The organism is Streptomyces sp. NPDC052910 (assembly GCF_055585605.1).
On sequence record NZ_JBVJJR010000007.1, the window covers coordinates 85,786 to 112,660 of the forward strand.

Sequence of the window (26,875 nt, forward strand, 5' to 3'; positions counted from 1 at the left end):
GGGGTCCGTCGCCCGCCGCCTACGCGGGGCCGGGCGCCTCTCCGGTGGTGCCGTCCGGGGCCGTCGCGGGCCTCGTGTGCAGGACTTCGCGGGCCTGCTCGGCGGCCCGGACGATGCTCTCGCTGACGAAGTCGAGGAAACGCGCGATGTTCTCCGGGCGGGTGGCGGCCGGAGTGCCCCGGCCGAGGACGGTGACGCCCTGCCGCGCGGTCTCGGCGACCTGGACGGTGCCGCGGGCGCCGGCCGGCATGGACTGGTACCAGACGTCGTCGTCGACGACGTACCGCTCGCGGCGGCGTTCGTCGCGCTCCCGGCGGACCATGCCCTGCCCCTCCGGGAACGCGACCGCCTCGGAAACGGACGCCGGGCTCACCCGGAGGCGCCGGACCAGGTCGGACGCGGTGAGTCTGCCCGTGTCGCCGAGGCAGAGGCAGGCCATCACCCGCGCCGTCATCCGGGGCGTGCCGGACTGCACGAGGACGGTGCACCGCCCGCGGCCGGTAGCGGTTGCTCGCGCGGCGGCTCCTCGTGCCGTACTTCCGGCCCATCCCCTACGGGTCGGTCAGACCCGAGGAGTACGCGGAAGCCGTCATCGAGACGGACGCCGGTTGTGGTCCGCGCCACTACCGTCGATGACGTGACAGTGATCGCCACCGAAAGCCTCAGCAAGCGGTACCCCAAGGTGACCGCGCTCGACCGGCTCTCCGTCGACATCACCCCGGGCGTGACCGGCCTGGTCGGTGCCAACGGAGCCGGCAAGTCGACGCTGATCAAGATCCTGCTGGGGCTCTCCCCGGCCACCGAGGGCAGCGCCCGGGTGCTCGGCCTGGACGTGGCCACCGAGGGGGCGGCCATCCGGGAGCGGGTGGGTTACATGCCCGAGCACGACTGCCTGCCGCCCGACGTCTCGGCCACCGAGTTCGTCGTGCACATGGCGCGGATGTCCGGGCTGCCGCTGTCCGCCGCGCGCGAGCGCACCGCGGACACCCTCCGGCACGTGGGCCTCTACGAGGAGCGCTACCGCCCGATGGGCGGCTACTCCACGGGGATGAAACAGCGGGTGAAACTCGCGCAGGCCCTGGTCCACGACCCGCGCCTGGTGCTGCTCGACGAGCCGACCAACGGTCTGGACCCGGTCGGCCGCGACGAGATGCTCGCCCTGATCCGCCGGGTCCACACCGACTTCGGCATCTCGGTGCTGGTCACCTCACACCTGCTCGGGGAACTGGAGCGCACCTGCGACCACGTCGTCGTCATCGACGGCGGCCGGCTGCTGCGCTCCTCCGCCACCAGCGACTTCACCCAGGCCACCGGCTCCCTCGCGGTCGAGGTCACCGACACCGACGCCCACCCGGACGGGACGGGCGCCCTCGGCGCGGCCCTCACGGCCGCCGGCCTCGCGGTGCGGGCGGCCGGCGGCACCGGCGGGTACCCGGCGGCGGGCGGCGGGCACGTGCTGCTCGTCGACCTCGCCGGGGACGAGACGTACGACGTCGTCCGCGACGCCGTGGCCGCGCTCGGGCTGGGCCTGGTGCGGATGGAACAGCGCCGGCACCGCATCGCCGAGGTGTTCCGGTCCGAAGGCGGTGCCGATGCGGGCGTGCAGGGCGCAAGCACCGCGAACCACGGAAGCACGCAGAAACGGGGCCCCTCCCATGCCGCCTGAGACCAGGACCACGCCCGCCCAGGACGTGATCCACAACATCGGCTACCGGCCGTACACCGGCCCCCGGCTGGGCCGCGCGTACGCGCGCCGCTCGCTCTGGTCGCAGAGCCTGCGCGGCGCCTACGGGCTGGGCCGCTCGGCCAAGTCGAAGGTCCTGCCGATGACCTTGTTCGCGGTGATGTGCGCGCCCGCCGCGATCATCGTCGCCGTCGCCGTCGCCACGAAGATGAACGACCTGCCCGTGGAGTACACGCGGTACGCGATCCTCCTCCAGGCGGTCATCGGCCTCTACCTCGCCGCCCAGGCCCCACAGGCGGTCTCCCGGGACCTGCGCTTCCGGACGATCCCGCTCTACTTCTCGCGCCCGGTGGAGCGCGTGGACTACGTACTGGCCAAGTACGCGGCGCTCGCCTCGGCGCTGTTCCTGCTCACCGCGGCGCCCCTGCTGATCCTCTACGTGGGCGCCCTGCTCGCGAAGCTCGGCTTCGCCGCCCAGACGAAAGCCTTCGCCCAAGGACTGGTCTCCGTGGCCCTGTTGTCCCTCCTCTTCGCCGGTCTCGGCCTGGTCGTCGCGGCCCTCACCCCGCGCCGCGGCTTCGGCGTCGCCGCCGTGATCGCCGTCATGACCATCTCGTACGGTGCCGTGAGCACCGTCCAGGGCATCGCCTACACCCAGGACAACACCGGGGTCATCGCCTGGCTGGGCCTGTTCTCGCCGGTCACACTGGTGGACGGCGTACAGACGGCGTTCCTCGGCGCCACCTCCAGCTTCCCCGGCGGGCACGGCCCGGGCACCGGCGCGGGAGTCGTCTACCTGCTCGCCGTCCTGGCGCTGATCGCCGGCTCGTACGCCGTCCTGATGCGCCGCTACCGGAAGGCGGGCCTGTGACCACCATCCATATCGACAACGTCTCCCGCTGGTTCGGCAACGTGGTGGCCGTCAACGACGTCTCCATGACCATCGGCCCCGGCGTCACCGGCCTGCTGGGCCCCAACGGCGCCGGGAAGTCCACGCTCATCAACATGATGGGCGGCTTCCTGGCCCCCTCCACCGGCACGGTCACCCTCGACGGAACGGTCATCTGGGGCAACGAGGAGATCTACCGGCACATCGGCGTCGTCCCCGAGCGCGAGGCGATGTACGACTTCCTCACCGGGCTGGAGTTCGTCCGCGCCAACGCCGAGCTCCACGGACTGCCCGACGCGGCGGCCCGCCGAGCGCTCGCCACGGTCGAGATGGAGTACGCCCAGGACCGGAAGATCTCCACGTACAGCAAGGGCATGCGGCAGCGCGTCAAGATGGCGTCCGCCCTCGTCCACGACCCGTCCGTGCTGCTCCTCGACGAACCGTTCAACGGCATGGACCCCCGGCAGCGCATGCAACTCATGGATCTGCTGCGGCGGATGGGGGCCGAGGGGCGCTCGGTGCTGTTCTCCTCGCACATCCTGGAGGAAGTCGAGCAGCTCGCGGCGCACATCGAGGTCGTGGTGGCCGGACGGCACGCCGCGTCGGGTGACTTCCGCAAGATCCGCCGGCTGATGACCAACCGGCCGCACCGCTACCTCGTCCGCTCCAGCGACGACCGGGCCCTCGCCGCCGCGCTCATCGCCGACCCGTCGACGTCCGGCATCGAAGTGGACATCCAGGAGGGCGCGTTGCGCGTCCAGGCCGTGGACTTCGGCCGGTTCACCACCCTGCTCCCGGCCGTGGCCCGCGCCCACGGCATCCGCCTCCTCACGGTCTCGCCCTCCGACGAGTCCCTGGAATCGGTCTTCTCTTACCTCGTCGCGGCCTGAAGGGAGGCGCCACACCATGGGAACCACGCACCGGATCTACCACCCGACCGTCGCCCGGCTCACCTACCGGGGGCTCCTCGGCCGCCGCCGGGCCGCCGTCCTCTTCACCCTGCCCGCCCTGCTGCTGATCATCTCGGCGGCCGTCCGCCTGCTGACCGGCGCCGACGACGACACGGCGACCAAGGTCCTGGGCGGCTTCGCCCTCGCCACCATGGTCCCGCTGATCGGCGTCATCGCCGGGACGGGCGCCATCGGCCCGGAGATCGACGACGGCTCGGTCGTCTACCTCCTCGCCAAGCCGGTCAAGCGCCCCACGATCATCTTCACCAAACTCCTCGTCGCGACCGGCGTCACCGCCGTCTTCTCGGCCGTCCCGACACTGATCGCCGGACTGCTGCTCAACGGCAACAGCCAGCGCATCGCCCTCGCGTACGCGGTCGCCGCGGCTGTCGCTTCGGTGGCTTACAGCGCTCTCTTCCTGCTGTTGGGGACGGTCACCCGGCACGCCGTGGTCGCGGGCCTGGTGTACGCGCTGATCTGGGAGTCGCTGTTCGGCAGCCTGGTCCCGGGCGCACGGACGCTCAGCGTCCAGCAGTGGGCCCTGTCCCTGGCCGAGCGGATCGCCGCACCGGGCGCCGTGTCGTCGGACGTGGGGCTGCCGGTGGCGCTGGTACTGCTGGTGGGCGTCACGGTGGCTGCCACGTGGTACGCGGGCGAGAAGCTGCGGAAGCTGACGCTGGCGGGGGAGGAGTAGGGGGCCCGGCCCCTCCCCCTGGGCCCCGGCGGGCTGCCGGGGCCCAGGGGGAGGGGCCGCCGACGGGCTCTTCCCCCGCGCCCGCCACTGGCTCCCCCGGGGGATCCGCCCAGGCCCATCCCCGTCCTCCCCGGAAGGCCGGGGCTGTCGGCTGCTCGGTGACAGCCGGCCGTCACGATCACTCGTGGCGGCCCTGCGGCCGGGCACACCCGGGCCGGGTGTCAGAGGTACCGGCTCACCGCCCGCACCACCGTCACCTGCTCCTCCTCCAGTCGGGAGCCCCCGTCCTCGACCGTCCACAGGGAGTTCTGCAGCGCCCGGGCCATCGTCCACCGCGCCGCCCGTCCCCGGTCCAGGCTCAGCACGTCGGTCATCAGGTCGAACCGCCGCCGTACGGCCCGCTCCACGTCACCGGTGGCGACGAGATCGTCCCAGCGGTTGTCGAACGCCGGCATCAGGTCGAAGCAGGGGTCGCCGACGAGCGGTACCGGATCGATGGCCAGCCAGGGCCCGCGGTCGGCGACGGCGTCGGGCAGCGGGGCGAGGACGTTCTCGTAGTGCAGGTCCCAGTGGAGCAGCCGGTCGCCGGGTTCGTCGGCCACTTCCCGGACCGCCGCGGCGCAGTCGGCGAGCCGGCGGCGGTCGTCGGCGTCCTCCAGGGCCGGCAGGGCCCCCGGTACGTCGGTGAGCATCTCGCGGACCACGTCTCCCAGGTGCCGCAGGCCGTCCGGGGCGGGGGCCGTGTGCAGTCGGGCCAGCAGGCCCGCCAGGGTCAGCAGGGCGGACTCGGCGTCCGGCTCGTCGTCCAACGACCGGGTGGCGTCGAGGCGTTCGAGCAGCATGGTGGCCGTGGCGGGGTCGTGTTCGAGGAGCCGGACCGCGCCGGCGCCGTTCCAGGCGCGGAGCGCCGGCGGCTCGCCGGCCCGTTCCTCGTCGACCGGCTGGAGCTTGAGCGCCGCCGGGGTGCCGTCCTCCCGCAGGACGGGCAGGACGAGCGCGACGTAGCCGTGGGCCGGCTCCCCGTCGGGCCGCAGGTTCCAGCGGTCCAGGAAGCCGGCCGCCAGGTCGGGCAGCCCCGCGATCCACTCGGCGGCGTGCTCGGGGTTGTGTTCCTCGTGGTGTTCGGCGAGTTTCGGCGGGACGGTGATCAGGGGCGACGGGCTGGGCACGGTGGCGCGCTCCTCATGGCGTGGACGGTGTCTCACCCACCCCTAACGTCTCAGATCTTCCGATCGCGCCCGGCGCCGAGACCCAGGAACACCAGGGCCAGACAGGCGGCGAGCAGAACGCAGATCGGCAACTCCCAGCCATCGGTGGCCTGGTGCACCGCGCCGACGGCGAACGGGCCGACGGACGCGAGCAGGTAGCCCCAGGTCTGCGCCATGCCGGAGAGCCGGGCGGCGGTGTGCGCGTCGCGGCTGCGCAGCACCATCAGGGTCAGCGCCAGCCCCAGGGTGCCGCCCTGCGCGACCCCCATCATCGTCGCCCACGCCCAGGCGCCCGCGACGGGCGCGAGCAGCAGCCCGGTCGCGCCGCCGGCCAGCAGCAGGACGACGCCGACGGCCAGCAGCCGCTGGTCGCGCAGCCGCCCGGCGAGGACGGGCACGGCGAACGAACCGGCCATCTGCACCAGCGTGTAGAAGGCGTAGACGAGGCCCGCCTCGCTCTTCGCCATGCCGTGGTCGGTGAAGACGGTCGGCATCCAGGCGATGCACACGTAGGCGATCAGCGACTGGGTGCCCATGAGCAGGGTGACCTGCCAGGCCAGGCCCGAGCGCAGCAGGTTCGGACCCTCGGGAGCGGGCCGGCCGGCCGCGGGGGCGGCGGGGTGGTGGCCGCCGCGCCGGGAGATCAGCGCCTGCGGGATCCACACCAGGACGGCGAGGGCGGCGAGCAGCGCCCAGGAGGCGAGCGAACCCCGCCAGCCGCCGAGGGCGTCCTCCAGCGGGACCGCACAGGCGGCCGAGACGGTGGCGCCGAGGATCATCGCCGTCGAGTAGAGGGCGGTCATGCTCGCGGCCCGGTCCGGGAAGTCCCGCTTGATCAGGCCGGGCATCAGGACGTTGAGGAACGCGATGGCGGTGCCGACCAGCGCGCCGCCCACGAACAGCGCCACGACCGGAGGCGCGACGCGGACCAGGATGCCGACGCAGAGCAGGACGAGCGCGGCGCACAGCACCGACTCGGTGCCGAACCGCCGGGCCAGCCGCGGCGCGGCGATCGAACCGAGACCCATGAAGACCAGCGGAATGGTCGTGACCAGGCTGCTCGCGGTCGCGTTCAGCCCGAAGTGGTCGTTGATCTCGCCGACCATCGGCGAGACGCCGGCCAGGGCCGCCCGCATGTTCAGCGAGGCGAGGACGATCCCCACGAGCACCAGCGCGGGGTGGGCCCGCAGACGGCGGACGGCGGTGGGGGCGGGGGCCGCCGCGGGGGGTTCCTCGGCGGCTATGAGGGGTGTCTGGGGCCTCGATTCGGACATGTGTGTGCCTTTCGGGTGGAGCTCGGGGGTGGTGGGGACGGACACCGCGACGGACACCGCGACGGGCGTCGCACCGGACACGGCGGCGGACACGGCACCGGACACGGCGGCGGGCGCGGCGACGGGCCGGGCGGCACGCCGTGGCGGTCCGTGCCCCGCCGTCACCGCCGCTGGTCGGCCAGCAGCGCCTCGACCGCCTGCTTCGGACGTTCGAGGAGGGCCCGCGTGGCGCGCACGGCCGCGTCGGGGTCGCCGGAGGCGATGGCCTCCATGACGGCGTGGTGGTCGCCGTGGATGATGCGCGGCATGTCCCGGTCGTCGAGCGCCGTGAGCAGCGCTTCGCGCACGGAGCTGCTGAACCAGGTGTAGGTGGCGGTCAGCGCGGTGTTGTGCGCCGCCTCCACGACGGCCTTGTGGAACTCGATGTCGTGGTGGGCGTACAGCTCCACGCTGCCGGAGTCCGGCTGCCCGTCGGCGTCCTCCAGCGCCGCCTGGGCGTCCAGCGCGGCGCGCATCCGGGCCAGGTCCGCGGGTTCGTGGCGGACGGCCGCGAGCCGGGCGGCCTCGGCCTCCAGCGCGATCCGCAGCTCCAGGACGTCGCGTACGCCGGCGCGCCGCACCCCGCGCATGATCTCGGCCGGGTCGGCGGTGGAGACGACGAAGGTCCCCTCGCCCTGCCTGGAACGCAGCATTCCGGCGTGCACCAGGACGCGGACGGCCTCGCGGACGGTGTTACGGCCGACCCGGAGCTGCTCGGCGAGGGCGTGCTCGGTGGGGATCCGCTCCCCGACCGGCCACTCGCCGGCGGCGACCTGTGCGCGCAGTTGCTCCACGACGGTGTCGACGAGGGACTGGCGTCCTGCTGCCTGTAGTGCCATGTGGGGGTCGGTCCTCCGGGTGCCGCTTCGTCGGGCTGTCGCCCGGTTGCCCAGTCATCCTACAACCTCGCCGGACGGACCGAATTGTGCCTGAACGGGCGCTTTCAGCCCATCCGGCGTTTGGGGACGAGCGGCGGAGCCGTCAGACGGGGGGCTGGGGGCTCGCTCCCGGGAAACGGCGAAGGGGAGGGCCCGGGGCACCCCCCGGGCGCCCTCGCCTCACAACCCCAGCCGCGCCAGCTCCGTCCGCGAACTGATCCCCAGCTTCGGGTAGACGTTCGACAAGTGATACCCCGCCGTCCGCGGACTGATGAACAGCCGGGCCCCGATGTCCCGATTGCTCAACCCCTGCGCCGCCAACCGCGCCACCTGCGACTCCTGCGGCGTCAGCCGGTCGAGCAGCCCGGGAGCCGCCGCCGGCACCCGCAGGCTCTCCCCGGTGGCGCGCAGCTCCGCGCGCGCCCGCTCGGCCCAGGGGACCGCTCCCAGTCGGTCGAAGGTGTCGACGGCGGACCGCAGGAGGGGCCGCGCCTCGGACGTCTGCCGCCGCCGGCGCAGGTGCTCGCCGTAGAGCAGCTCGGTACGGGCGCGCTCGAAGCCGGAGCCGCCCTCGCGGTGCAACCGCAGGGCGTGGGCGAAGCGCTCCCCGGCGACGGCCGGGTCGGGGGCGAGCAGCGCCCGGCAGCGCTCGGCGAGCGCCTCCGTCCAGGGCCGCGGGTAGGCGGCGGCGTGCCGCTCGTACCAGGCCAGGGCGGGCCCGCCGCCCTCCGGCCGGTCCAGCCGGGCCGCGGCCTCGACGAGGTCGGGCAGGCTGCCGATGACCCCCTGCCGGTCCGTGCCCCCGGCGACGGCGGTGAGCCGGTCGAACGCCGCCTCGGTGCGCCCGAGGCCCAGGTCGAGCAGGGCGAGGGCGCAGGCGGCGTGCACCGTGCCGGGGGCGACGCCGAGGGCGAGCGCCTCGGCGGTCAGCGCGCGGACGCCGTCCTCGTCGCCCCGGGCGGCGGCGAGCTGGGCGAGGACGGTGGCCAGGTGGATCCGGGCCCGCGCGTGCCCGGTGTCCTCGGCGACGCGTATCCCCTCGGTGGCGGTGGCCAGCGCCTCGCGGTGCAGGCCCAGCAGCAGTTGCGTCCGGGCGAGCAGCATCTGGACCAGGGCCAGGGTGCCGATGGCGCCGCTCTCCCGGCACCGCCGCTCCAGCGCGACGGCCACGTCCCGCGCGGCCGGCAGGTCGCCCGCGAACAGGTGCCACCAACCGAGACGCACCGCTTCCCGTACGTCCGCCGCCGAGTCCCCGTCGGCGCCGATGAGTTCGCGGACGGCGTCGGCCCCGGCGTCCGGGTCGCCGGGGCCGCAGCGGTGCTGTCCGGCGGCGAGCCGGGCGAGCGCGGCGATCCGCCCGGCCTCGGGCAGGGCCAGCTCGGCGGCCTGCTCGGCGGTGCGGTCGAGGGCGGCCTGGTCGGCGGCGTGCCAGGCGGCCTGCGCGGCCTGGAAGAGCAGCGGTCCGACGAGCTCGGGGGCGGGTCCGACGAGGTCCGGGACGACCCCGGCGAGCAGGGCGTACGCGTCCCGGGACCGGCCCTGTTCGTCCACGGCCTCGGCCTGGGCCCGTACGGCGGCGGCCACCGCGTCCGGACCGTCCGCCAGGGCGGCGGCCCGGCCCGCCAGTTCCTCGGCGTGGGCCGGCCGGCCGGCGTCCGTCGCGGCCCGCGCCGCGGCCGTCAGCCGGCGGCACCGCCCGGCGGGGTCCGGGGTGAGCTCGGCCGCCCGCTCGTACGCGGCGGCGACGGCGTGCGAACTGCCGCGCGCGCGGGAGCGTTCGGCGCTCTCCACCAGCAACCGGGCGGTCTCCGGGTCGGGCCCGGTGCCGGCGGCGGCGAGGTGCCAGGCCCGCTGGTCCGCCTGGTCGGGGCGGTCGGCGAGCGCGTCGGCCAGCGCCCGGTGCGCGGCGAGCCGGCGGCTCGCGGGCGCGTCCTGGTAGACGGCGGTCCGTACCAGCGGGTGCCGGAAGGCGAGCCGCCCGTCGGCGAGGGCCAGCAGCCGGGCCCGTTCGGCCGGTTCGAGGTCCTCCAGGGAGGCGCCGAAGCGCTCCGCCGCGCCGAGCACGGTCGCGAGGTCGGCCGTGCCCGCCGCGGCGGCGACGAGGAGCAGCGCCCGGGTGGGCTCGGGCAGCGCCCCGACGGCCGAGGTGAACGCCCGCAGCAGCCTGCTGTGCGGGGGGAGGACGGCCATGCCGTACGGCGAGGCGTACCGTTCCTCGTCCCGCTGTGCGCCGGGGAGTTCGCACAGTGCCAGCGGGTTGCCCGCGGCTTCCTTCAGGATGAGCTCGCGGGCGTGCCGGGACAGGCCGGCGGCGTGCTCGTCCAGCAGGGCGTCGGCGGCCGGCGCGTCCAGTCCGGACAGCCGGAGCTCCGGTACGCCGGGGGCCGGGAAGTCGGGGGCGTTGCCCTCGCGGACGGCCAGTACCACCGCGATCGGCTCGACGCCCAGGCGGCGGACGGCGAACAGCAGGGCGTCCGCCGACTCCCGGTCGAGCCAGTGTGCGTCGTCGACGAGACACAACAGCGGCTGCTCCTCCGCCAGACCGTCGAGGAGGGTGAGCACCGCCAGTCCGACGAGGAAGCGGTCGCCGTCGGCGCCCCCGGAGGCCAGCCCGAGGGCCGAGCGCAGCGCCTCCGCCTGCGCGCCGGGCAGCCGGTCGAGCCGGTCGAGCACCCCGGCGAGCATCAAATGCAGCCCGGCGTACGGAAGTTCGCCTTCGGCCTCGATGCCGGTGCCGCGCAGCACCCGCATACCGGCCTCCCCCGCGGCGCGCGCCGCGTGGTCGAGCAGCACGGACTTGCCGATGCCGGCCTCGCCGCGGAGCAGCAGGGCACCGCTGCGCCCCTGGCGGGCGTCGGCGAGGAGCCGGTCGAGGGCGTCGAGTTCAGCGGAGCGTCCATGCAGCATGACGGTCACAGTAATGGCCGGTCAGCCGCTTGACACGGGCGGGCGACAAGGTGACGCGGGCGGGCGTCGGGCCGGTGCGGGACGACTGTCGGACCCGCGAAGGACGGGTACCGGGCTCGCGGAGGACGGCCGTCGGGCCCGCGCTCGCGGCGGTCAGGCGCCGTAGGGCACCTCGGCCCGTGCCTGCCGCAGGGCGCGGCCCCACCAGACGAGCTGGTCGAGCATGCGCTTGGCCGCGCCGTTCACCACATCGGCGTCCAGCGGCTCGCCGTCCTCACCGAAGCGCTCCCAGGCCATGTGGAAGCTCACCGTGTCCCGGACGGTGACGGCGTGCAGCTCCGCGAAGACCTGCCGCAGGTGCTCCACGGCGCGCAGACCACCGCTCACCCCGCCGTAGGAGACGAACGCGACGGGCTTGGCCTGCCACTGCGGGAAGTGCCAGTCGATCGCGGCCTTGAGGGAAGCGGGGTACGAGTGGTTGTACTCGGGCGTGATCACCACGAACGCGTCGGCGGCGGCCAGCCGCGGGCTCACCGCGGCGACCTCGGCGGTGGGCTCGCCGGACAGGGTGTTCGGAAGACCGGCCTCCGCCAGGTCGATCACATCGACGTCCAGCCCGGAGTGGGCGCGGGCCTCGCGAACGAACCAGTCGGCCACGGTCGGGCCGAACCGGCCCTCACGGGTGGAACCGACGATGACGGCGACGCGGAGGGGAGCGGTGTCCATGGTGACGCTTCCTTACGTGGGGGTGGGTTACGGGAGTGGGCCGGGGGCCGGCGGGCAGGACGCCCGGAGCGCGGCCGCCCCCTCGGGGGTGTCATGGGGACGGCCGCTCCCCTCCGGCACGACCGGTCCGGCCGCCCCGGACGCGGTGGGCGTCCGGAGCGTTCCGGCCCGGCCGGCTGACAACGAGGACGCTACGGGCCGGGCCCCCGCCCCCACATCTGTCGGATGACCAGGTCACGGTGACCGGGTGACCGGGGCGCCGATCCCGGTCGCCCGGCAGATGTGGCGGGACGGCCCGCGAACCTAGCGTCGGTGCCATGGACGACACCGCCCCCAAACCCCGCTCCGATTCCCGCTCCCGCCGCCCGGCCGTCACCCTCGGCCTGGTCCTGCTCGGAATGCTCACCCTGGCCATGTCGATGTCCGGCACCACGGTCGCGCTGCCGGACATCGGCGAGGACCTCGGCGCCTCGGGCGCGGGCCTCCAGTGGGCGGTCACCGGGTACTTCCTGACGGCGTCCAGCTTCATGCTGGTCACCGGCGCACTCGCCGACCTCTTCGGCCGCCGCCGCGTCTACCGGTCCGGAGCGGCCCTCTTCACCGCCGGCCTGCTGCTGAGCGCGACGGCCACGGACGTCCTGGTGCTGGACGCGGCCCGGGCCCTCGCCGGCCTCGGCGCCGCCGGGGTCATGGCGAGCGGCGGCGCGCTGCTGGCCACCACCTTCTCCGGACCCGCCCGCACCAAGGCGTACGCCGCCCTCGGCACCACCGGCGGCATCGGCCTGGCCGCCGGGCCGACGATCTCCGGGGCGCTGGTCGGCGGCCTCGGCTGGCGCGCCGGGTTCCTGGTCTTCGCCGCGGTGGGCGCGGTGCTGCTGGCCGGCACCTTCCTCGTCGCCGAGTCACGGGCGGCCGTCCGGCCGCGCCTGGACGTGCCCGGCGCCGTGACGTTCATCGCCGCCCTCGCCCTGGTGATGACGGGCGTCACCCAGGGCCCGCAGAACGGCTGGTCACACCCGCTCGTCCTGGCCGCCTTCGGCACCGGCGCACTCCTGCTCGTCCTCTTCGCGGTCCTCCAGCGCCGCTCGGCCCACCCCGTCCTCGACCTGTCCCTGGTCCGCGACCGCCGCTACCTGGCCTGGACGCTCGCCGGACTGACCGGCGCCGTCGGCTTCGCCGGCACCCTCACCTACCTGCCCACCTACTTCCAGGGCGTGAACGGCGTCTCGGCGGGCGAGGCCGGGACGACGATGCTGCTGCTGACCGCCCCCGTGCTCGTCGCGCCGCTGGTCAGCGGGCAGTTGATCAACCGGGGCGTACCCGCCCGCCTCGTGATCGCCGTCGCGATCGGGCTGGTCGCCGCGGGCAACGCCTGGCTGACCGTCCTCGCCCCGGACGGCGGCATCGCCCCCCTGGCCGGCCCCCTGCTGACGATCGGCATCGGCACCGGACTGGCCAACGGCATCATCGACGGCCAGGCCATGAGCCTCGTCGACCCCGAGCGCTCCGGCACGGCGGCGGGCTTCCTCAACACCGTCCGCGGCGGCGGCCAGGCCATGATGATCGCCGCCCTCGGCGCGGTGATGCTCAGCCTTCTCCAGAGCCGCCTCGGCTCCGCCGGCCTCGCCGCCAAGGTCGCCTCCGGCCACCTCACCGGCCCCGACCACGCCCACCTCGCCCGGCAGTACACCGAGGTCTGGCACTCGGTCCTCTGGGGCATCGCCGGCCTCACCGCTCTCCTCTGCATCACGGTGATCACCCTGCTGCGCGCCCCGCGCGCCACGTCCCGGCCGGTGACGCCGACGGCGGAGGCCGCCGAGACCCCGGCGGCCCTGGCCTCCGCGCGCTGAGCACGCCGGCCGGCCGGCCGACTCCGCGACGGGCCCGGGAAGGCATTCGCCTCCCGGGCCCGCGGGCTTGTTGCCACGCTGAAGGTCCCGCCCCGGTTGCCCCGCTAAAGCGCGCCGAATGGGGGCACGATGCGGACGATGACGATCAATGGATCACGTGGTGCCACGAGGAAGTAAAACCAACCGCCGACGGCGTCCATCCGGCGGAGACCGCCGGGGCGAGGGCCATTGCCGAGATCGCTGACGTCGATGCCCGCCCCGGCGAGATCGACGAGCTGGCCGGCCAGACGTTCCACCTCCGCCACCACGTGTGCCGGGACTCCACCCGCGACATGGTCGTAGTCGGGGTCGTACTCCCAGCGCCAGTCTCCGCTCACCGGGGCGACAGGCCGATGGCTGCGTGGGCTTCGTCCAGAATCCTTCCGATCTCGGAGGCAGCCGCCCGCACCTGGGCGGCATCGCCCGACTGCGCGGTGTCCTCCCATCGGCGGAAGTCCGCTGCCAAGTCGGGCTGGCGCTGAACATAGACGTAGACCGCCCACTGGGCGATGAACCGTTGGAGCGGCGCCAAATCGGAGCCTTGCCGGGACTGGTCGGCGGCCTGGTCCAGTTCTCTGGTGAAAGCCGGCAGCGCGGCGGGCGCGATCTGGCTGATGGCCTGCCGCAGCGCGGTAACCGTGGCAGGAGGCTGGGGGATGAGCGGTTGCCCGGCGGCGGAGGTGGTCATGGTTGCTCCCATGGGCGCGATTCTGATCCCAGCCTCAGCGTATCGGGCACGAGCGCGTTTCCCGCCGCTCGATCGAGTGAGGGGGAAGCGATTCAGCGCCCGCGACCACCCGGCCCGTCCCGTGGCGCCCGCGGCCGTCCGCTGTCCGGTCCGCACCCTCTCGATTACCGTCGAATGATGGAACAGGACGGTCCCGAGGCACCCGGGGGCGGCCGGCGCCCGGCGTTTCCGGTCCGGGTGCGCCGGTGCGGCCGGGAGACCGTCCGGGCCCGGGACCTCGTCCGCTCCTGGGTTCGCAGCGCTCCCGGCACCCACATCTACCTGCTCGTCATCGGCGTCACCAGCCTCGTCATCGCGGCGGCCAGCGAGGGGCTGGAGACCTTTCTCCTCCATCGCACCAGCAGCAACATCCACGAGCTGAACAAACACCCGCTCCAGTCCCTGCTCATCAGCGGTTTCTGGATCGAGACGCCCTCGTCGTTCCTGCTCTACGTCGTCTTCTTCGAGCTGTTCCACGCCAACGTGGAGCGTTGGTCCGGCACCTGGCGGTGGCTGGTCACCGTCGGCGTCGCGCACATCGCGGCCACCCTGATCAGCCAGGAGGTGCTGCTCGTCGCCATCGAGCATCATGCGGCGCCGCGCGCGATGCGGCACGTGGTGGACGTCGGGGTCTCGTACGGGCTGGCCGCGGCGGCGGCGCTGCTCGGCTACCGGATTCCGCGGCCCTGGCGGTGGGGGTGGCTGGTGGCTCTCGTCCTCTTCTTCGGGACGCCGCTGGTGACCGGCGGCACGTTCACCGATGTCGGGCACGCCATCGCGGCGGCCGTCGGCTTGGCCTGCGGCCCGCTGGTCCGGGGGCGGCCGACGTGGGACGGCTCGGGGTTAGGCCGGACCGGCCGGTCCGGCCCGTCCGGCGTCTGAGGACGAGCGGCGAAGCCGCGGAAAAGGGGGTCCGGGGGCGAAGCCCCCGGGAAGCGGCGAAGGTGGGGGTGCCCCCTCTGGGAGGGACCGGTGGCACAGCCCGCCGCGGGCGCCCCCGTCGCTCAGCCGAAGAGCCGCTCGACGACGACGGCGATGCCGTCCGCGTCGTTCCCCGCCGTCACCTCGTCGGCGACATCCTTCAACTCGGGATGCGCGTTGGCCATGGCCACCCCGTACCCCGCCCACCCGAACATCGGCACGTCGTTCGGCATGTCACCGAAGGCGATCGTCTCGGCCGCCTTCACCCCGAGCCGCCGCGCGGCCAGCGACAGCCCGGTGGCCTTGCTCAGCCCGAGCGGCAGCAGCTCGACGATCCCCTCGCCGGCCATCGTGACGTCCACGAGCCCGCCCGCGGCGGCCCGGGCGGCCTCCGCGAGGGCGTCGTCGCCGAGCCGCGCGTGCTGGAGGTAGAGCTTGTTCAGGGGTTCGGCCCAGAGCTCCGCCCGGTCGGTGACCGGGAGGGGCGGCCGGGGCCCTTCCTGGAGCCGGTAGCCGGCGGTGACCAGCAGGTCGCCGTCGAGTCCGTCCCGGGACGCGGCGAGGTGCAGCGGGCCGGTCTCCGCCTCGATCTTCTCCACGGCGAGCGCGGCCACCCGCCGGTCCAGCGTCACGGACGTCAGCAGCCGGTGCTCGCCCGCGTGGTAGACCTGTGCGCCCTGCCCGCACACCGCGAGGCCCCGGTAGTCCAGCGCGTCGAGTATGTGCTTCGTCCACGCGACCGGCCGGCCGGTGACCACGATGTGCGCGGCCCCGGCCGCCGCCGCGAGGGCGAGGGCGGCGCGGGTGCGCTCGGAGACGGTCTCGTCGGACCGCAGCAGCGTGCCGTCGAGGTCGGTGGCGACGAGACGGTAGGGAGGCGGGGGCGCGGACGTCACTGGGCGATCGGCTCCAGGACCTCGCGTCCGCCCAGGTACGGCCGGAGCGCCTCGGGCACCCGGACCGTGCCGTCGGCCTGCTGGTGGTTCTCCAGCAGCGCGACGATCGTGCGGGGCACCGCGCAGAGCGTGCCGTTCAGCGTGGCGAGCGGGCGGACGTTCTTGCCGTCGCGCATCCGCACGGACAGCCGGCGGGCCTGGAACTCGTCGCAGTTGGAGGTCGAGGTCAGCTCGCGGTACTTGCCCTGGGTGGGGATCCACGCCTCGCAGTCGAACTTGCGCGAGGCGGAGGCGCCGAGGTCACCGGTGGCCGTGTCGATCACCTGGAACGGCAGCTCCAGGCTGGTCAGCCACTGCTTCTCCCACTCGAGCAGCCGGGCGTGCTCCGCCTCGGCCTCCTCCGGCGCGACGTACGAGAACATCTCGACCTTGTCGAACTGGTGGACGCGGAAGATGCCCCGGGTGTCCTTGCCGTACGTGCCGGCCTCGCGGCGGAAGCAGGGCGAGAAACCGGCGTACCGCAGCGGCAGTTGCGCGGCGTCGATGATCTCGTCCATGTGGTACGCGGCGAGCGGCACCTCGGACGTGCCGACGAGGTAGAGCTCGTCCTTGTCCAGGTGGTAGACGTCCTGCGCGGCCTGGCCGAGGAAGCCGGTGCCCTCCATGGCGCGCGGCTTGACCAGCGCGGGGGTGAGCATCGGGGTGAAGCCGGCCGCGGTGGCCTGCGCGATGGCGGCGTTGACGAGGGCGAGCTCCAGCAGCGCGCCGACGCCCGTCAGGTAGTAGAAGCGCGAGCCGGACACCTTGGCGCCGCGCTCGACGTCGATCGCGCCGAGCGCCTGGCCGAGCTCCAGGTGGTCCTTGGGCTCGAAGCCCTCGGCGGCGAAGTCGCGGGGGGTGCCGACGGTCTCCAGGACGACGAAGTCGTCCTCGCCGCCGCGCGGGACGTCGGGGTGGACGAGGTTGCCGATGCGCAGCAGGAGGCGCTGGGCCTCGGCCGCGGCCTCGTCCTGCTCGGCGTCGGCGGCCTTGACGGCGGCGGACAGCTCGCCGGCCTTCTTCAGCAGCTCGGCCTTCTCGTCGCCGGTGGCCTTGGGGATCAGCTTGCCGAGCGCCTTCTGCTCGGCGCGGAGTTCGTCGAAGCGGACGCCGGACGACCTGCGCCGCTCGTCGGCGGAGAGCAGCGCGTCGACGACGTCGACGTCCTCTCCACGGGCGCGCTGGGAGGCGCGCACACGGTCGGGGTCCTCACGAAGCAGGCGAAGGTCAATCACCCCCCCAGGCTACCGTTGACCGTCGCGATCACTCGACGCGATATTCCTCTTCGGTGGGTTTTGCCCCGTTCCGAGGGGTTTTCATGGCTTTCCCGGCTTGGCCGGAAAAGACGGGAAAGCCCGGGCGGGGAGCGCGGTGAATTCCGCGATTCACGTGAAACGAGGAGAAGGGCGGAGGGCGGCGGGAGGTGCTCCCGGCATCCGTCGGCCCGTCCCGTCTGCGGTGGGCGCCCGCCGGAGTTGTCCACAGGAGCAAGTGCTTCCGCTTTGTTGTCCACAGGGTGTGCGTGCAATCTGTGGACGTCGAGCCCGGCTCGTCACGGCTGTTTTCGATATCAGCCATGCTTTGGCTGCTTTCTGACGGATAAACCTTGTTCCGACACTCTTTCGGGTGGAGATTTCCCGCCCTTAAGGGTTGTTCGAGAGCTTTCGGCTGACCACCGGGTGGTGGACGATGCCACAACCCGGCGGCCGGGGCTGTGGACGATCCGGTGGATGGCTAGAGAGATTTGTCGACGTTGACCGATTCGCGGCATCCGGACGCACCTCGCTCTGTCGACTTATCCCCAGGAGTGGGGCGGCCTGTGGATAACTCTGTGGATGATCGCCCGAGACCTCTGTGCAGGACGGCGGTCAGGCCCGCCCGTCCTGGCAGCGCGCCAGCCACTCCGCCGCCGCCACGTAATCCGTGTCCGACGTCCCCGGCCGGGGGTCCGCCCCCGCGGGCCCGCCCGGCTCGCCGCCCACGCCCGCCCGCGGATACGAACCGAGGAACCGCACGTTCGGACAGACCCGCTTCAGCCCCATCAGCGTCTCGGCCACCCGCCGGTCGGTGATGTGGCCCTCGCAGTCGATGGAGAAGCAGTACCGCCCCATGCCCTCGCCCGTCGGGCGCGACTCGATCCACGTCAGGTTGACGCCGCGGGCCGAGAACTCCTGCAACAGCTCCATCAGCGCGCCCGGGTGGTCGTCCCGCAGCCACACCACCATCGACGTCCGGTCGGCGCCCGTCCGGGCCGCGGGCCGGGCCGGCCGGCCCGCCAGCACGAACCGCGTCTCCGCGTTGCGCGCGTCGTGGATGTCGGTGACCAGCGGCTCCAGTCCGTACGTCGCGGCGGCGAACTCCCCGGCGAACGCCGCGTCGTAGCGGCCGTCGCGCACCAGCCGCGCTCCGTCCGCGTTGGAGGCCGCCGACTCCCACCGCGCGTCCGGCAGATGGGCCGCCAGCCACTTGCGCACCTGCGGCTGGGCGACCGGGTGCCCGGTCACCGTCCGGATGTCGGCCAGTCGCGTACCCGGGCGCACGAGCAGGGCGAACGCGATCCGCAGCAGCACCTCGCGGTAGATCATCAGCGGTGCGCCGGTGGCCAGTTCGTCCAGGGTCGCGGTGACGCCGCCCTCCACCGAGTTCTCGATGGGCACCAGGGCCGCCGCCGCCTCACCGCCCCGCACGGCGTCCAGCGCCGCCGGAACGGAGACCTTGGGCACGAGCTCGCGCGTCGCCGCCTCCGGGAGGGTGCGCAACGCGGCCTCGGTGAAGGTGCCTTCGGGACCGAGGTAGGTGTAGCGGCTGGCCGACATCACGCGATACTCCTCCGGACGGTCCGCTGCGGGGGGAGCGGGCTCCCCCGTCACGATACCGAGCGGGACGGACGGCACCCCCGCCCCACCAGGCACGTCACCCACCAGGCACGTCACCCACCAGGCACGTCGCCCATCAGGCGTCCCGCCCACCAGGCATCTGGCCCACCACCGGCCTCACCCGCCACCGCCTACCCCTCCAGCAACCGCTGCCCCACGTACTCGCCCTCCGCGCAGCCGCCCGGCACCGCGAACAGCCCGCTCGCCTCGTGCCGCAGGAAGCGCGACAGCCCGTCCCCCCGGTCCAGCTTCCGCTGCACCGGCACGAACCCCTTCATCGGGTCCGCCTGCCAGGCGACGAACAGCAGCCCGGCGTCCGGGGCGCCGTCGTCCCGGAGGCCGTCGTCGTAGGAGAAGGCGCGGCGCAGCATCGTCGCGCCCCGGTTGGAGGCGGGCGCGGCGACGCGGATGTGGGCGTCGCCCGCGATGGCCAGCGCGCCGTCCGGGCCGATCTTCTCCAGGTCCACGGGTGTCGTCTCCGTGCCGCCGGACAGCGGCGCGCCGTCCGACTTGCGACGCCCTATCACCCGCTCCTGGCGCTCGGGCGACAGGTTGTCCCAACTGTCCAGCAGCATCCGGATGCGGCGCACCACGGCGTACGAGCCGCCCGCCATCCAGGCGTCGGGCCCCTTGTGGTCACGCGGTACGAAGATCTTCTCCTCGAAGCCGGGGTCCGTCGGTCTGGGGTTGTTGGTGCCGTCGACCTGGCCCATCAGGTTGCGCTGGGTCATCGGGCGCGGGGTGGCGCCCGGGGTCCGGTTGAAGCCGGTCATCTGCCAGCGCGGCCGGACGGTGTCGCCGCCCTGCCTGCGGAGCAGCCGCAGCGCGTGGAAGGCGACGAGCGCGTCGTCGGCGCCGATCTGCACCCACAGGTCACCCTCGCCGCGCTTGGGGTCGAGGGCGTCCTGGGTGAAGGCGGGCAGCGGTGCGAGGGCGGCGGGCCGCCGGTCCGTCAGGCCCGTCCGGTCGAAGAAGGTGCGGCCGAATCCGAAGGTGACGGTGAGCGAGGACGGGCCGGCGTCCAGCGCGACGCCGGTGTCGTCGCCCTTCGGCACCCGGCCCTCCGCCAGTTCCGCGGCCGTGGCCGACCAACGTCTCAGCAGGGCGGCGGCGGCCTTGCGGTCCGCGCCGGGCGCCAGGTCGAAGGCCACCAGGTGGCCGTGGGCCTGCGCGGGGTCGGCGATGCCGGCCTGGTGCTCGCCGTGGAAGGGGACGGCCGCCGAGCCGACGCCGGACAGCGGCTCGGGGTCCTTGCGGACCGCCTCCGCGACCGAGGCCCCGCCCAGGCCGCCGACGACGAGCCCGCCGGCGCCCACCGCGCCGGCCGTGCCGAGCAGCCGCCGCCGGGACAGTCCGCCGCTTCCCCCCTCCTCCCCGGTCGTCTTCTCCGCGGGCCGCCGCGGCGTGCTGCGCTGTTTCGCGGCGCGCTGCCGCTCGGCCCGTTGCTGCTCGGCCCGTTGCTGCTTGGTTTTGCCGGAAGTCTCAGCCATCAGTGATCTTCACGTCTTCGATCTCGGTGACCTGGTCGATCTCGGAGGTCCGTACGGTCAGGGTGAGCTGCCACCGACCCGCCATGGGCAGCGTGAATCCGGAGGCGCGCATCCGCCCGGCCGCCAGCCGCTTCAGCGGCGCCCGCAGCGGGCCGATGCCCTTCTCCTTCTCGGTGAACGAGACCGCCGCCTCGGGGACGTCCACCGGCCGGCCGGCGGGGTCCGTGAGGGTGAGGTCGGCGGTGTTGGCGCCGGAGCGCCCGGGGGCGACGGTGATCCGCGCGGTGCCGCGGCCGTTCTTCCCCCCGGTGTCGTACGCGATCTTCGCCTCGACCGGTCCGGCGGCGGACGCCGACGGGCCGCCGGCCTCCCGGCCCGCCCGCTTCTGCTCGGTCTCGGCACGGCCCGGCTGGGTGGTGGTGAGGACGGTGGTGACGGCGAGCAGCACCACGGCCACGGCCGCCTCGGCGAGCACCGCGCGGCGCAGACCGGTCCGGTCCTCGTCCGCGTCCCGCTCCCGCCGCCTGGCCGCCTTGGCCATCGCGGCCCGCTGCCGGGCCAGTTGGGCCGCCCGCTCGGGCGAGGCGCCGGCGGGCGGTGCCGGTTCCGGCTCTTCCTTCCGCCGGGATTCCGGCGCCGCCTTCCGCCGGGGTCCGCGCACCGGAGCCCGGTCGGTGAGCCGTGCCGTCCAGCGCTGCGAGAACGACGCCAGGACGACCAGCACCACCACCAGCCCCACCTTGACCAGCAGCCACCGCCCGTACTCCGTACCGGTCAGCGCGCCCCAGCCGCCGACCTGCCGCCACGCCTGGTAGACACCGGTCGCGACGAGCACGCAGACGGCCGTGAAGGCCAGTCGGGAGAACCGGCGCGCCGCGCCCGCGGGCAGCGGCTCCGCCGCCCGCAACGCGGCGAGCAGCGCGGCGAGTCCGCCCAGCCACACCCCGACGCCCAGCAGGTGCAGTACGTCGACGGGCATGGCCACCCAGGGCTGGAGGCCGGCCGAGGCGTGCTCGGCCGCCGCCCAGGTCGCCGCCAGCCCCGCGGCCACCAGGCCACCGCCGGCGCCCAGCCCCCAGGCGTACGCCCGCCGCCCGCCGCCGGGCCGGGCGTGCTCGCCGAAGACCACGGCCAGGGCGACCGCCGCCGCGCTGAGCAGCAGCAGCCGGGTGAGCAGGGCCGCGCCCGGCCGGCTGGACAGCGCGTCCCCGAGCAGCGACAGGTCGAGGACGGACCCGAACCCCCGCCCGCTCGTGTACGCGCCGCGCAGCAGCAGAAGGGCCGCCGTCGCCAGGAACAGCGCCGCCCAGCCGCCGACCGCCACCCGCCGCACCCCGCGGGTGGTGTGACAGGCGGCGGCGAACACACATCCGCCGACGAGCAGTGCGAAGCCCGCGTACGCGGCGTACCGGGCGGTGTCGTAGAGCGCCCCGACCACCGGGTCCGTCGCCGCGACCGCCGCCTTCACCGTGGTCGCCGAGGGCGCGCCGACGGAGAAGGTGAAGGCCCCGGCCACCGGGTGGCTGTCGGCGGAGACCGCCTGCCAGGCCACCGTGTAGGTGCCGTTCGCGATCCCGTCCCGCAGGGTGACGGCCGCCGTCTCGGACCGGCCGTCGGCGTGCGCGGGCCGCCCGTCGTCCACGCGGGCGCCCCGGGGGTCCAGCACCCGCACCGAATCGGCGCCGAGCAGCACGCCCTCGGAGAAGGTGAGCCGGACCTGCCGGGGCGCCACCGGCACCACCGAGCCCTGGCGGGGGTCGGTGGCGGTGAGCGCCGCGTGCGCCGACGCGGGGCCGGCGCCGGTGGTCAGCAGGCAGAGCAGGGCGGCGGCGAGCGCGCCCAGCAGCCCGGCGAGCCGGCGGACGGTCGGGGTGGTGCTCATGCCGCGTCAGTCCTTCGGCCGGTACGACGCGTCCCGGACCGGCACCTGGACCTTCACCGGCGCCGACGTGGCGAAGTGCAGCGTGAACTCGATCTTCTCGCCCACCTTCGGCAGGTGGTCGAGCCTGCCCAGCATCAGGTGGCTGCCGCCGTGCGCGAGGGACAGGCTGCCCTTCGCCGGCACGTCCAGCTTCTCGGTGTGCTGCATCCGCGAGCCGTTGGTGGTGTGCAGGGTGACGTCGCGGGAGAGCGGCGTGGTGACCTTGGTGAGCTGGTCGGCCTTGCCGCCGTCGTTCCTGACGGTGAAGTACGCCGCGGCCATGTCGTCCATGGCCGGGCGGGGCATGTAGGCGCCGCCGACGGACAGTTCGGGCTTGTCGGAGGAGCCCGAGTCGCAGCCGGTGACCAGCAGCAGCCCGCCCGCCAGCAGCAGGGGGAGGGCCGCCGCCGCGGCGACGGTCGTCTTGCGCATCAGGGGTTCTCCCCCTTGACGATCTTCGGGAGGCTCTTGGCGTACTGGTCGGCGGTGCTCTCGGCCGTGTAGAGCCAGTGGCCCTTGTCGTCCTTGGGGGAGAACCCGACGACCTGCGCGCCGTGGCTGACGGTGACCGAGCCGTCCTTCTCCTTCTTGGGCGGGTCGACCAGGATGCCGAGCGGCTTGGCCGCCGCCTGGATGGTGTCGAACGAGCCGGTCAGGCCGACGATGTCCTGGCCGCCCTGGGCGTCCAGCCACTTCCGCATCCGGGCCGGGGTGTCCCGCTCGGGGTCGGTGGTGACGAAGACGATGCGCAGCTTCCCGCGCTCGGCCTGCGGCAGCTTCTTCGCGGCGGCGGCCATGTCGGAGACCACCGTGGAGCAGACGTCGGGGCAGTAGGTGTAGCCGAAGTAGAGCAGCACGGGCCGGCCCGCGGTCTCCTTGACCAGCTCGTACTTCTTCTCGGAGGTGTCCTTCAGGACCAGGTCCGGCTTGGCCTTGGCGTCGTCCAGCGTGAGCGGCGACTTCTTCGGCTCGCCGCCGGACACGTCGGCGATCGGCTTGTCCTCCGCCTTGTCGTCGGAACCGCCGCAGGCCGACAGGGTGAGCGCGGCGACGAGGGCCAGCACCGTGCTCGCGGTCTTGGTACGCATGCGCATGGAGTGCTTCTCCAGATGTGGGTTCGGGGATGGGGGCCGGCTGCCGCCCGGTGCGGCGCCGGCCCTGGCCGTTCCGTGCGTCAGGCCGCCGTGCGGCGGCGTCCGGCGAACACGCCGAAGGCGGCACCCGCCACGCCCACGACGATGCCGACGACGCCGAGGACGCGCGCGGTCGTGTCGGTGGAGTTGCCGTCGTCGTCCTTGCCCGAGGAGGCGGCCGAGGCCGCGGCCGGGGTCTCCTTGCCGTTCCCGGCGTTCTTGCCCTCCGCGTCCGGCTTGTCCACCAGCTTCAGGACGGGGGCGGGGTGCTCGGGCTCGTCACCGCCCGGCTTCGACGGGTCGATCCAGCGCACCACGTCGTCGTCGGAGTAGGTCTGGAGGGCCTTGAACACCAGCTCGTCGGCGTCGGTGGGGAGCTTCCCGACCGACAGCGGGAACTGCTGGAAGTTGCCGGGCTCGATCTTGCCGCCGGTCCAGACGACCTTGCTGACGGCCTCGTCGATCGACTTGCCGTGCATCGTCACCGGCTTGTCCAGCTTGGTCTTCTCGACCTTCACGTCCCAGCCCGGCACCGCCTGTGGCATCACGGAGACGAGTGGGTGCCGGGGATCGAGGGCCAGCTCGACCTTGACCGTCGAGGCGTTGTCCTTCTCGTTCGGCACCTTGATCGAGATCGTGCTGTAGCCGCCCTTCTGGGCGGTCCCGGGCTGGACGCTGACGTGCGCCGAGGCGGGCCCGGCGAGGAGCAGCACCCCGGCCGCGGCGGCGGTGCCGACGACGGCCACGCGGCCGAGACGGGTGCGGACGGCGGTGGGCGTGGTGTGAACGGTCATGCGGAAACACTCCCTGTGCAGGAGGAGGCGGATGGGGTGGCACGCGTGCGGCCACCACGCGCCCGCCCTCCCGCCGTGGCGCGGAGTGCGACGCGTGCTCAGGCCGCGAGGGCGACCCGCGGCGGTCCCCGCCTGATCACGACGTGCTGGAGCTCCGGCTCACGCGCCGGCCGCTCCTCGTCCCCGCCCGTCCGGCGCGCGGCCACGGCCGGCTCCCCCGGGACACCGGCCAGGAGGGCGCGGACGAGCCCCGCCGCCGCGCGCAGCGCACGCACCAGCGCGGCCTCCACGACGGCGCGCGCGGGCCGCTCCGACAGCCGCACCACCCGCCACAGCGCCGCCTCGCCGCGCCACAGCAGCCAGCCGACGGCCAGGGCCGCCAGCAGATGACCGAGCAGCATGGCGGGCGAGGGCGCCAGGACGTGCGCGACCGCGCTCCACGGGCCGTCGCCGCCGTGGACGTCCGAAGCCGCCCGGGGGGCGTCGCCGGGGCCCAGCCCGGCATCGGTGAGGATCCGGCGCGCCTCGGCCGGGGAGGCCGGGGGCCGCCGGTTGCACAGCAGTCGGCCGGCGAAGGACACCAGGGGCCCGTCGTGTCCGGTACGCGGTGCCGCCCCCGGGCCGCGCTGGCCCAGGGCGAACAGGGCGTGCAGCGCCACCTGGCCCACGGCCAGACAGGCCGCGATCCCCGGCAGCGAGCGCTCCCGCCCGGCCAGCGGCGCGACGAGCGCGAACACCACCGCGAAGCCCGCCGCCAGCGTCCACACCGGAACCGGCGCGCAGGCTGCCAGCGCGTGCCCGGCCGCGGACAGCAGAACGCAGACCGCGGTGAACACCGCGGCCCGGAGCAGTCGCAGATCGGCGCCGGCGCGCGCGACGGGGTGAGGCATGGCCGCGCCATCATCCCACCGGACGCACGCCCTCCCTCCGGCAGGGTCCACCGCATACCCCAATGCGCCGTCCCGTCGCATCCGCCGAATGAGCGGACTCACACGCCCGGCAGGCTTACCACCTGTCGCGCACGGCTATAGGTATCGGTATGTCGAGCCGCAGCCAGGAGGCTGAGCATGAGCATCTGGTGGTCACTCCATTTGCGGCGCGAGGCTGCGAGCGTTCCGCTCGCCCGACGGCTGCTGGTCGGCGCGATGGAGACGGCCGGGGTCGACCCGGAGACCGCCTACGACCTGGCGGTGGCCCTCAGCGAGGCGTGTGCCAACGCCGTCGAGCACGGCGGTGACGCCTCCACCGGCTACCGGGTGACGGCCCGCATCGACGGCGACACCTGCCGCATCGAGGTCACCGACTCGGGCCCCGGCTTCACCGCCGCCGCGAGCCCCCCGGCCGTCGAGGACCGCCGCCGCCCCCCGCACCGCACCGAAGCGCGGAGCCCCGCCCCCGCCCACGACGAGCACGGCCGCGGCCTGTTCCTCATCGAGTCCCTCACCGACCACGTCCACGTCCGCAACCGCCCGGGGCGGCAGGGGGCGGTCGTCACCTTCGACAAGATCCTCAAATGGCGGGAGGACGCGCTGCTGAAGGCGTCCTGACGAGCCCGGGGCCGGTCACCGGAGCCGAGCGCTCCGGCGCGTGGCGGCCCGGGCGAGGGACCGGGGCGCCTCCCCGCCGCCGGCCGGGCCGTGCCCCGCACCGCCCCCGCGCGGCCCGGAAATTCACTGGCGGCGGCGGGACGACCGCTGTTACGTTCCGGCCGTCCCCACCGGGCCCCCGAGCCAAAGGCCCGCGTCCCCGCGTTCCCCGAAGAGGTGTGTATGACGACCCGGCCCGCGCCGAGCGCGCCTCGCCGCACCGCGTGACCCGTCCGTCCCGCCGCGCCCCCGGCGCGACGCCCGGACGTCCCCCGGTGCCCGGCCGCCCGCACCGGCTCGCCACCGTCGAGCCCTGACGCGACCCGCGGCCCGTCCCGAGGACCGCTCGGCCTGCTCCTGCTGACAGTGAGACCTTCCCAGCGAGGAGAACCCGGGTGTCCACCCACCACCACGCTCGCCAGAGCGGATCCACCCCTGCCCGTACCACCGGCGGCTTCGGCCGGACCGACACCTTCACCTGCGTCCACTGCGGCCTGACGGTCTCCGCCCTCGCGGCCGACGGGCGCCGGCGCGACCACTGCCCGTCCTGCCTGCACTCCCGCCACCTCGTCGACCACGTCGAGGGCGGCCCCTCGGAGTGCCTCGGCCGGATGACGCCCATCTCCATCGCCGTGCTGCGCACCGGCGACTGGATGGTCGTCCACCGCTGCGTGCGCTGTGACGAGCTCACCTCCACCCCCGTCCGCACGGACGACAACCGGCTGATCCTGATGCGGATGGCGGTCCGGCCCCTCGCCCAACCCCCGTTCCCCCTCGAGGCCTTCGGGGACCTCTGACCGGCGCGGGAGAGAGGAGACGACCATGCCGCGACGCAAGAACCCGCGCGACGACGGACGTTCGCGCCGCCCGCAGCGCCGCAAGGACGTCCCGCACGAACAGGGCGGCCACCGGGCGGCCGACTTCCGGTGCGTGGGCTGCCGGCTCGCCGTGCCCATGACGGCACCCGGCACGGCACACCGCAACCACTGTCCGCACTGCCTGGCCAGCCTGCACGTCGACGGCCGCGTGCCGGGCGACCGGGCCTCGGCCTGCCGGGGCCGGATGGAGGCGCTGAGCCTGTCCGTCCGCCCGGACGGCGAGTGGCTGATCATCCACGAGTGCCGCTCCTGCGGCGAACTGAGCGCCAACCGCATCGCCGGGGACGACAACGCCCTCGCCCTGATGCGCCTCGCGCTCCGCCCGCTCCGGGACGTCGGGACGGAGGCGAGCGGAGCGCTCCTGGCGCTGTGAGGTGACGTCGTGACGCGGGTCCGTGCCGCGACCGTGTGCCGCGATCGTGTGCCACGGCCCTGTGTCACGGCCCTGTGCCGCGGCCCGGTGCCACGGCTCTGTG

General features: G+C 74.3%; 25 protein-coding genes and 1 pseudogene. 9 read left to right on the forward strand and 17 right to left on the reverse strand.

Features of this window, described 5'->3' with window-relative positions:
- Positions 1–19: 19 nt before the first annotated feature.
- Positions 20–529 (reverse strand): annotated as a pseudogene (locus ACZ6X9_RS24385) (MarR family transcriptional regulator); the annotation flags it as partial.
- 114 nt (positions 530–643) lie between these two features.
- Between ACZ6X9_RS24385 and ACZ6X9_RS24390 the strand changes: the two are divergent.
- From ACZ6X9_RS24390 to ACZ6X9_RS24405, 4 genes are read left to right on the forward strand one after another with little or no spacing between them, the layout of a single operon-like run.
- On the forward strand, positions 644–1,666 hold the full coding sequence (locus ACZ6X9_RS24390) for an ABC transporter ATP-binding protein (RefSeq protein WP_469780355.1): 1,023 nt from the start codon (positions 644–646) through the stop codon (positions 1,664–1,666).
- Entirely contained in the window at positions 1,656–2,555 is a 900-nt protein-coding gene (locus tag ACZ6X9_RS24395) for an ABC transporter permease subunit (protein WP_469780134.1), read from the forward strand. Before ACZ6X9_RS24390 ends, ACZ6X9_RS24395 begins: the two co-directional genes overlap by 11 nt.
- On the forward strand, positions 2,552–3,463 hold the full coding sequence (locus ACZ6X9_RS24400; protein WP_469780135.1) for an ABC transporter ATP-binding protein: 912 nt from the start codon (positions 2,552–2,554) through the stop codon (positions 3,461–3,463). Before ACZ6X9_RS24395 ends, ACZ6X9_RS24400 begins: the two co-directional genes overlap by 4 nt.
- A 34-nt stretch (positions 3,464–3,497) precedes the next feature.
- The gene (locus tag ACZ6X9_RS24405) at positions 3,498–4,217 is read left to right on the forward strand and encodes an ABC transporter permease subunit (RefSeq protein WP_469780356.1); all 720 of its coding nucleotides are present in this window, start codon (positions 3,498–3,500) and stop codon (positions 4,215–4,217) included.
- 221 nt (positions 4,218–4,438) lie between these two features.
- On the opposite strand, the gene ACZ6X9_RS24410 is transcribed toward ACZ6X9_RS24405, so the two are convergent.
- The 5 genes from ACZ6X9_RS24410 to ACZ6X9_RS24430 form a co-directional block, all read right to left on the reverse strand.
- Positions 4,439–5,386 (reverse strand): aminoglycoside phosphotransferase family protein, encoded by a 948-nt coding sequence (locus ACZ6X9_RS24410; protein WP_469780136.1) that lies wholly within the window; start codon positions 5,384–5,386, stop codon positions 4,439–4,441.
- A 50-nt stretch (positions 5,387–5,436) separates the two neighbouring features.
- Positions 5,437–6,699 carry a CynX/NimT family MFS transporter gene (locus ACZ6X9_RS24415; RefSeq protein ID WP_469780137.1) on the reverse strand — a complete coding sequence of 421 codons (1,263 nt, stop codon included), beginning with the start codon at positions 6,697–6,699 and terminating at the stop codon, positions 5,437–5,439.
- 161 nt (positions 6,700–6,860) lie between these two features.
- Positions 6,861–7,577 carry a FadR/GntR family transcriptional regulator gene (locus ACZ6X9_RS24420; protein WP_469780138.1) on the reverse strand — a complete coding sequence of 239 codons (717 nt, stop codon included), beginning with the start codon at positions 7,575–7,577 and terminating at the stop codon, positions 6,861–6,863.
- Between the two features lie 219 nt (positions 7,578–7,796).
- Positions 7,797–10,523: a helix-turn-helix transcriptional regulator gene (locus ACZ6X9_RS24425; protein WP_469780139.1), complete on the reverse strand. Its 2,727-nt coding sequence runs from the start codon at positions 10,521–10,523 to the stop codon at positions 7,797–7,799.
- Between the two features lie 153 nt (positions 10,524–10,676).
- A complete protein-coding gene (locus ACZ6X9_RS24430) occupies positions 10,677–11,249 on the reverse strand; it encodes an NADPH-dependent FMN reductase (RefSeq protein ID WP_469780140.1) in 573 nt (190 codons plus the stop codon).
- Positions 11,250–11,566: 317 nt separating this feature from the next.
- Here ACZ6X9_RS24430 and ACZ6X9_RS24435 point away from each other — a divergent pair, with 317 nt between their 5' ends.
- Complete coding sequence (locus ACZ6X9_RS24435) at positions 11,567–13,099, forward strand: MFS transporter (RefSeq protein ID WP_469780141.1); 1,533 nt, start codon at positions 11,567–11,569, stop codon at positions 13,097–13,099.
- 104 nt (positions 13,100–13,203) lie between these two features.
- Here ACZ6X9_RS24435 and ACZ6X9_RS24440 read toward each other — a convergent pair whose 3' ends face one another.
- Positions 13,204–13,395 carry a hypothetical protein gene (locus ACZ6X9_RS24440; protein WP_469780142.1) on the reverse strand — a complete coding sequence of 64 codons (192 nt, stop codon included), beginning with the start codon at positions 13,393–13,395 and terminating at the stop codon, positions 13,204–13,206.
- Between the two features lie 77 nt (positions 13,396–13,472).
- A complete protein-coding gene (locus tag ACZ6X9_RS24445; RefSeq protein ID WP_469780143.1) occupies positions 13,473–13,826 on the reverse strand; it encodes a DUF6247 family protein in 354 nt (117 codons plus the stop codon).
- A gap of 177 nt (positions 13,827–14,003) precedes the next feature.
- On the opposite strand from ACZ6X9_RS24445, the gene ACZ6X9_RS24450 reads away from it, so the two are divergent.
- Complete coding sequence (locus ACZ6X9_RS24450) at positions 14,004–14,747, forward strand: rhomboid-like protein (protein ID WP_469780144.1); 744 nt, start codon at positions 14,004–14,006, stop codon at positions 14,745–14,747.
- Between the two features lie 122 nt (positions 14,748–14,869).
- On the opposite strand, the gene ACZ6X9_RS24455 is transcribed toward ACZ6X9_RS24450, so the two are convergent.
- From ACZ6X9_RS24455 to ACZ6X9_RS24495, 9 genes are all read right to left on the reverse strand, one after another.
- On the reverse strand, positions 14,870–15,682 hold the full coding sequence (locus tag ACZ6X9_RS24455; protein ID WP_469780145.1) for an HAD family hydrolase: 813 nt from the start codon (positions 15,680–15,682) through the stop codon (positions 14,870–14,872).
- On the reverse strand, positions 15,679–16,956 hold the full coding sequence (gene serS / locus ACZ6X9_RS24460; protein ID WP_469780146.1) for a serine--tRNA ligase: 1,278 nt from the start codon (positions 16,954–16,956) through the stop codon (positions 15,679–15,681). Before serS ends, ACZ6X9_RS24455 begins: the two co-directional genes overlap by 4 nt.
- Before the next feature lie 633 nt (positions 16,957–17,589).
- Positions 17,590–18,537: a prephenate dehydratase gene (gene pheA, locus ACZ6X9_RS24465; RefSeq protein ID WP_469780357.1), complete on the reverse strand. Its 948-nt coding sequence runs from the start codon at positions 18,535–18,537 to the stop codon at positions 17,590–17,592.
- A 191-nt stretch (positions 18,538–18,728) separates the two neighbouring features.
- Positions 18,729–20,087, reverse strand: coding sequence for an iron uptake transporter deferrochelatase/peroxidase subunit (efeB, locus tag ACZ6X9_RS24470; protein ID WP_469780147.1), 1,359 nt, complete (start codon positions 20,085–20,087; stop codon positions 18,729–18,731).
- A complete protein-coding gene (locus tag ACZ6X9_RS24475) occupies positions 20,080–21,969 on the reverse strand; it encodes a copper resistance CopC family protein (RefSeq protein WP_469780148.1) in 1,890 nt (629 codons plus the stop codon). Before ACZ6X9_RS24475 ends, efeB begins: the two co-directional genes overlap by 8 nt.
- Positions 21,970–21,975: 6 nt before the next feature.
- Entirely contained in the window at positions 21,976–22,440 is a 465-nt protein-coding gene (locus ACZ6X9_RS24480) for a copper chaperone PCu(A)C (RefSeq protein WP_469780149.1), read from the reverse strand.
- Complete coding sequence (locus tag ACZ6X9_RS24485; protein WP_469780150.1) at positions 22,440–23,102, reverse strand: SCO family protein; 663 nt, start codon at positions 23,100–23,102, stop codon at positions 22,440–22,442. Before ACZ6X9_RS24485 ends, ACZ6X9_RS24480 begins: the two co-directional genes overlap by 1 nt.
- An 80-nt stretch (positions 23,103–23,182) precedes the next feature.
- On the reverse strand, positions 23,183–23,935 hold the full coding sequence (locus ACZ6X9_RS24490) for a YcnI family copper-binding membrane protein (protein WP_469780151.1): 753 nt from the start codon (positions 23,933–23,935) through the stop codon (positions 23,183–23,185).
- Positions 23,936–24,033: 98 nt separating this feature from the next.
- Positions 24,034–24,825: a hypothetical protein gene (locus ACZ6X9_RS24495; RefSeq protein WP_469780152.1), complete on the reverse strand. Its 792-nt coding sequence runs from the start codon at positions 24,823–24,825 to the stop codon at positions 24,034–24,036.
- Positions 24,826–25,002: 177 nt separating this feature from the next.
- Between ACZ6X9_RS24495 and ACZ6X9_RS24500 the strand changes: the two genes are divergently transcribed.
- The 3 genes from ACZ6X9_RS24500 to ACZ6X9_RS24510 all read left to right on the forward strand — a co-directional run bounded on the left by ACZ6X9_RS24500 (position 25,003) and on the right by ACZ6X9_RS24510 (position 26,772).
- The gene (locus ACZ6X9_RS24500; RefSeq protein WP_469780153.1) at positions 25,003–25,482 is read left to right on the forward strand and encodes an ATP-binding protein; all 480 of its coding nucleotides are present in this window, start codon (positions 25,003–25,005) and stop codon (positions 25,480–25,482) included.
- A 434-nt stretch (positions 25,483–25,916) separates the two neighbouring features.
- Complete coding sequence (locus tag ACZ6X9_RS24505; RefSeq protein ID WP_469780154.1) at positions 25,917–26,318, forward strand: RNHCP domain-containing protein; 402 nt, start codon at positions 25,917–25,919, stop codon at positions 26,316–26,318.
- 25 nt (positions 26,319–26,343) lie between these two features.
- Entirely contained in the window at positions 26,344–26,772 is a 429-nt protein-coding gene (locus tag ACZ6X9_RS24510; protein ID WP_469780155.1) for an RNHCP domain-containing protein, read from the forward strand.
- Positions 26,773–26,875 lie beyond the last annotated feature (103 nt).

Excerpts from the sequence above, each read along its gene's own strand:
- ACZ6X9_RS24450 (WP_469780144.1), top strand. The coding sequence starts at position 14,004 with ATGGAACAGGACGGTCCCGAGGCACCCGGGGGCGGCCGGCGCCCGGCG.
- ACZ6X9_RS24415 (WP_469780137.1), bottom strand. The coding sequence starts at position 6,699 with ATGTCCGAATCGAGGCCCCAGACACCCCTCATAGCCGCCGAGGAACCC.
- ACZ6X9_RS24425 (WP_469780139.1), bottom strand. The coding sequence starts at position 10,523 with ATGCTGCATGGACGCTCCGCTGAACTCGACGCCCTCGACCGGCTCCTC.
- ACZ6X9_RS24495 (WP_469780152.1), bottom strand. The coding sequence starts at position 24,825 with ATGCCTCACCCCGTCGCGCGCGCCGGCGCCGATCTGCGACTGCTCCGG.
- pheA (WP_469780357.1), bottom strand. The coding sequence starts at position 18,537 with ATGTCGGCCAGCCGCTACACCTACCTCGGTCCCGAAGGCACCTTCACC.
- ACZ6X9_RS24475 (WP_469780148.1), bottom strand. The coding sequence starts at position 21,969 with ATGAGCACCACCCCGACCGTCCGCCGGCTCGCCGGGCTGCTGGGCGCG.
- ACZ6X9_RS24435 (WP_469780141.1), top strand. The coding sequence starts at position 11,567 with ATGGACGACACCGCCCCCAAACCCCGCTCCGATTCCCGCTCCCGCCGC.
- ACZ6X9_RS24395 (WP_469780134.1), top strand. The coding sequence starts at position 1,656 with ATGCCGCCTGAGACCAGGACCACGCCCGCCCAGGACGTGATCCACAAC.
- efeB (WP_469780147.1), bottom strand. The coding sequence starts at position 20,087 with ATGGCTGAGACTTCCGGCAAAACCAAGCAGCAACGGGCCGAGCAGCAA.
- ACZ6X9_RS24500 (WP_469780153.1), top strand. The coding sequence starts at position 25,003 with ATGAGCATCTGGTGGTCACTCCATTTGCGGCGCGAGGCTGCGAGCGTT.
- ACZ6X9_RS24485 (WP_469780150.1), bottom strand. The coding sequence starts at position 23,102 with ATGCGCATGCGTACCAAGACCGCGAGCACGGTGCTGGCCCTCGTCGCC.
- ACZ6X9_RS24510 (WP_469780155.1), top strand. The coding sequence starts at position 26,344 with ATGCCGCGACGCAAGAACCCGCGCGACGACGGACGTTCGCGCCGCCCG.
- ACZ6X9_RS24420 (WP_469780138.1), bottom strand. The coding sequence starts at position 7,577 with ATGGCACTACAGGCAGCAGGACGCCAGTCCCTCGTCGACACCGTCGTG.
- ACZ6X9_RS24490 (WP_469780151.1), bottom strand. The coding sequence starts at position 23,935 with ATGACCGTTCACACCACGCCCACCGCCGTCCGCACCCGTCTCGGCCGC.
- ACZ6X9_RS24445 (WP_469780143.1), bottom strand. The coding sequence starts at position 13,826 with ATGACCACCTCCGCCGCCGGGCAACCGCTCATCCCCCAGCCTCCTGCC.
- ACZ6X9_RS24430 (WP_469780140.1), bottom strand. The coding sequence starts at position 11,249 with ATGGACACCGCTCCCCTCCGCGTCGCCGTCATCGTCGGTTCCACCCGT.
- ACZ6X9_RS24480 (WP_469780149.1), bottom strand. The coding sequence starts at position 22,440 with ATGCGCAAGACGACCGTCGCCGCGGCGGCGGCCCTCCCCCTGCTGCTG.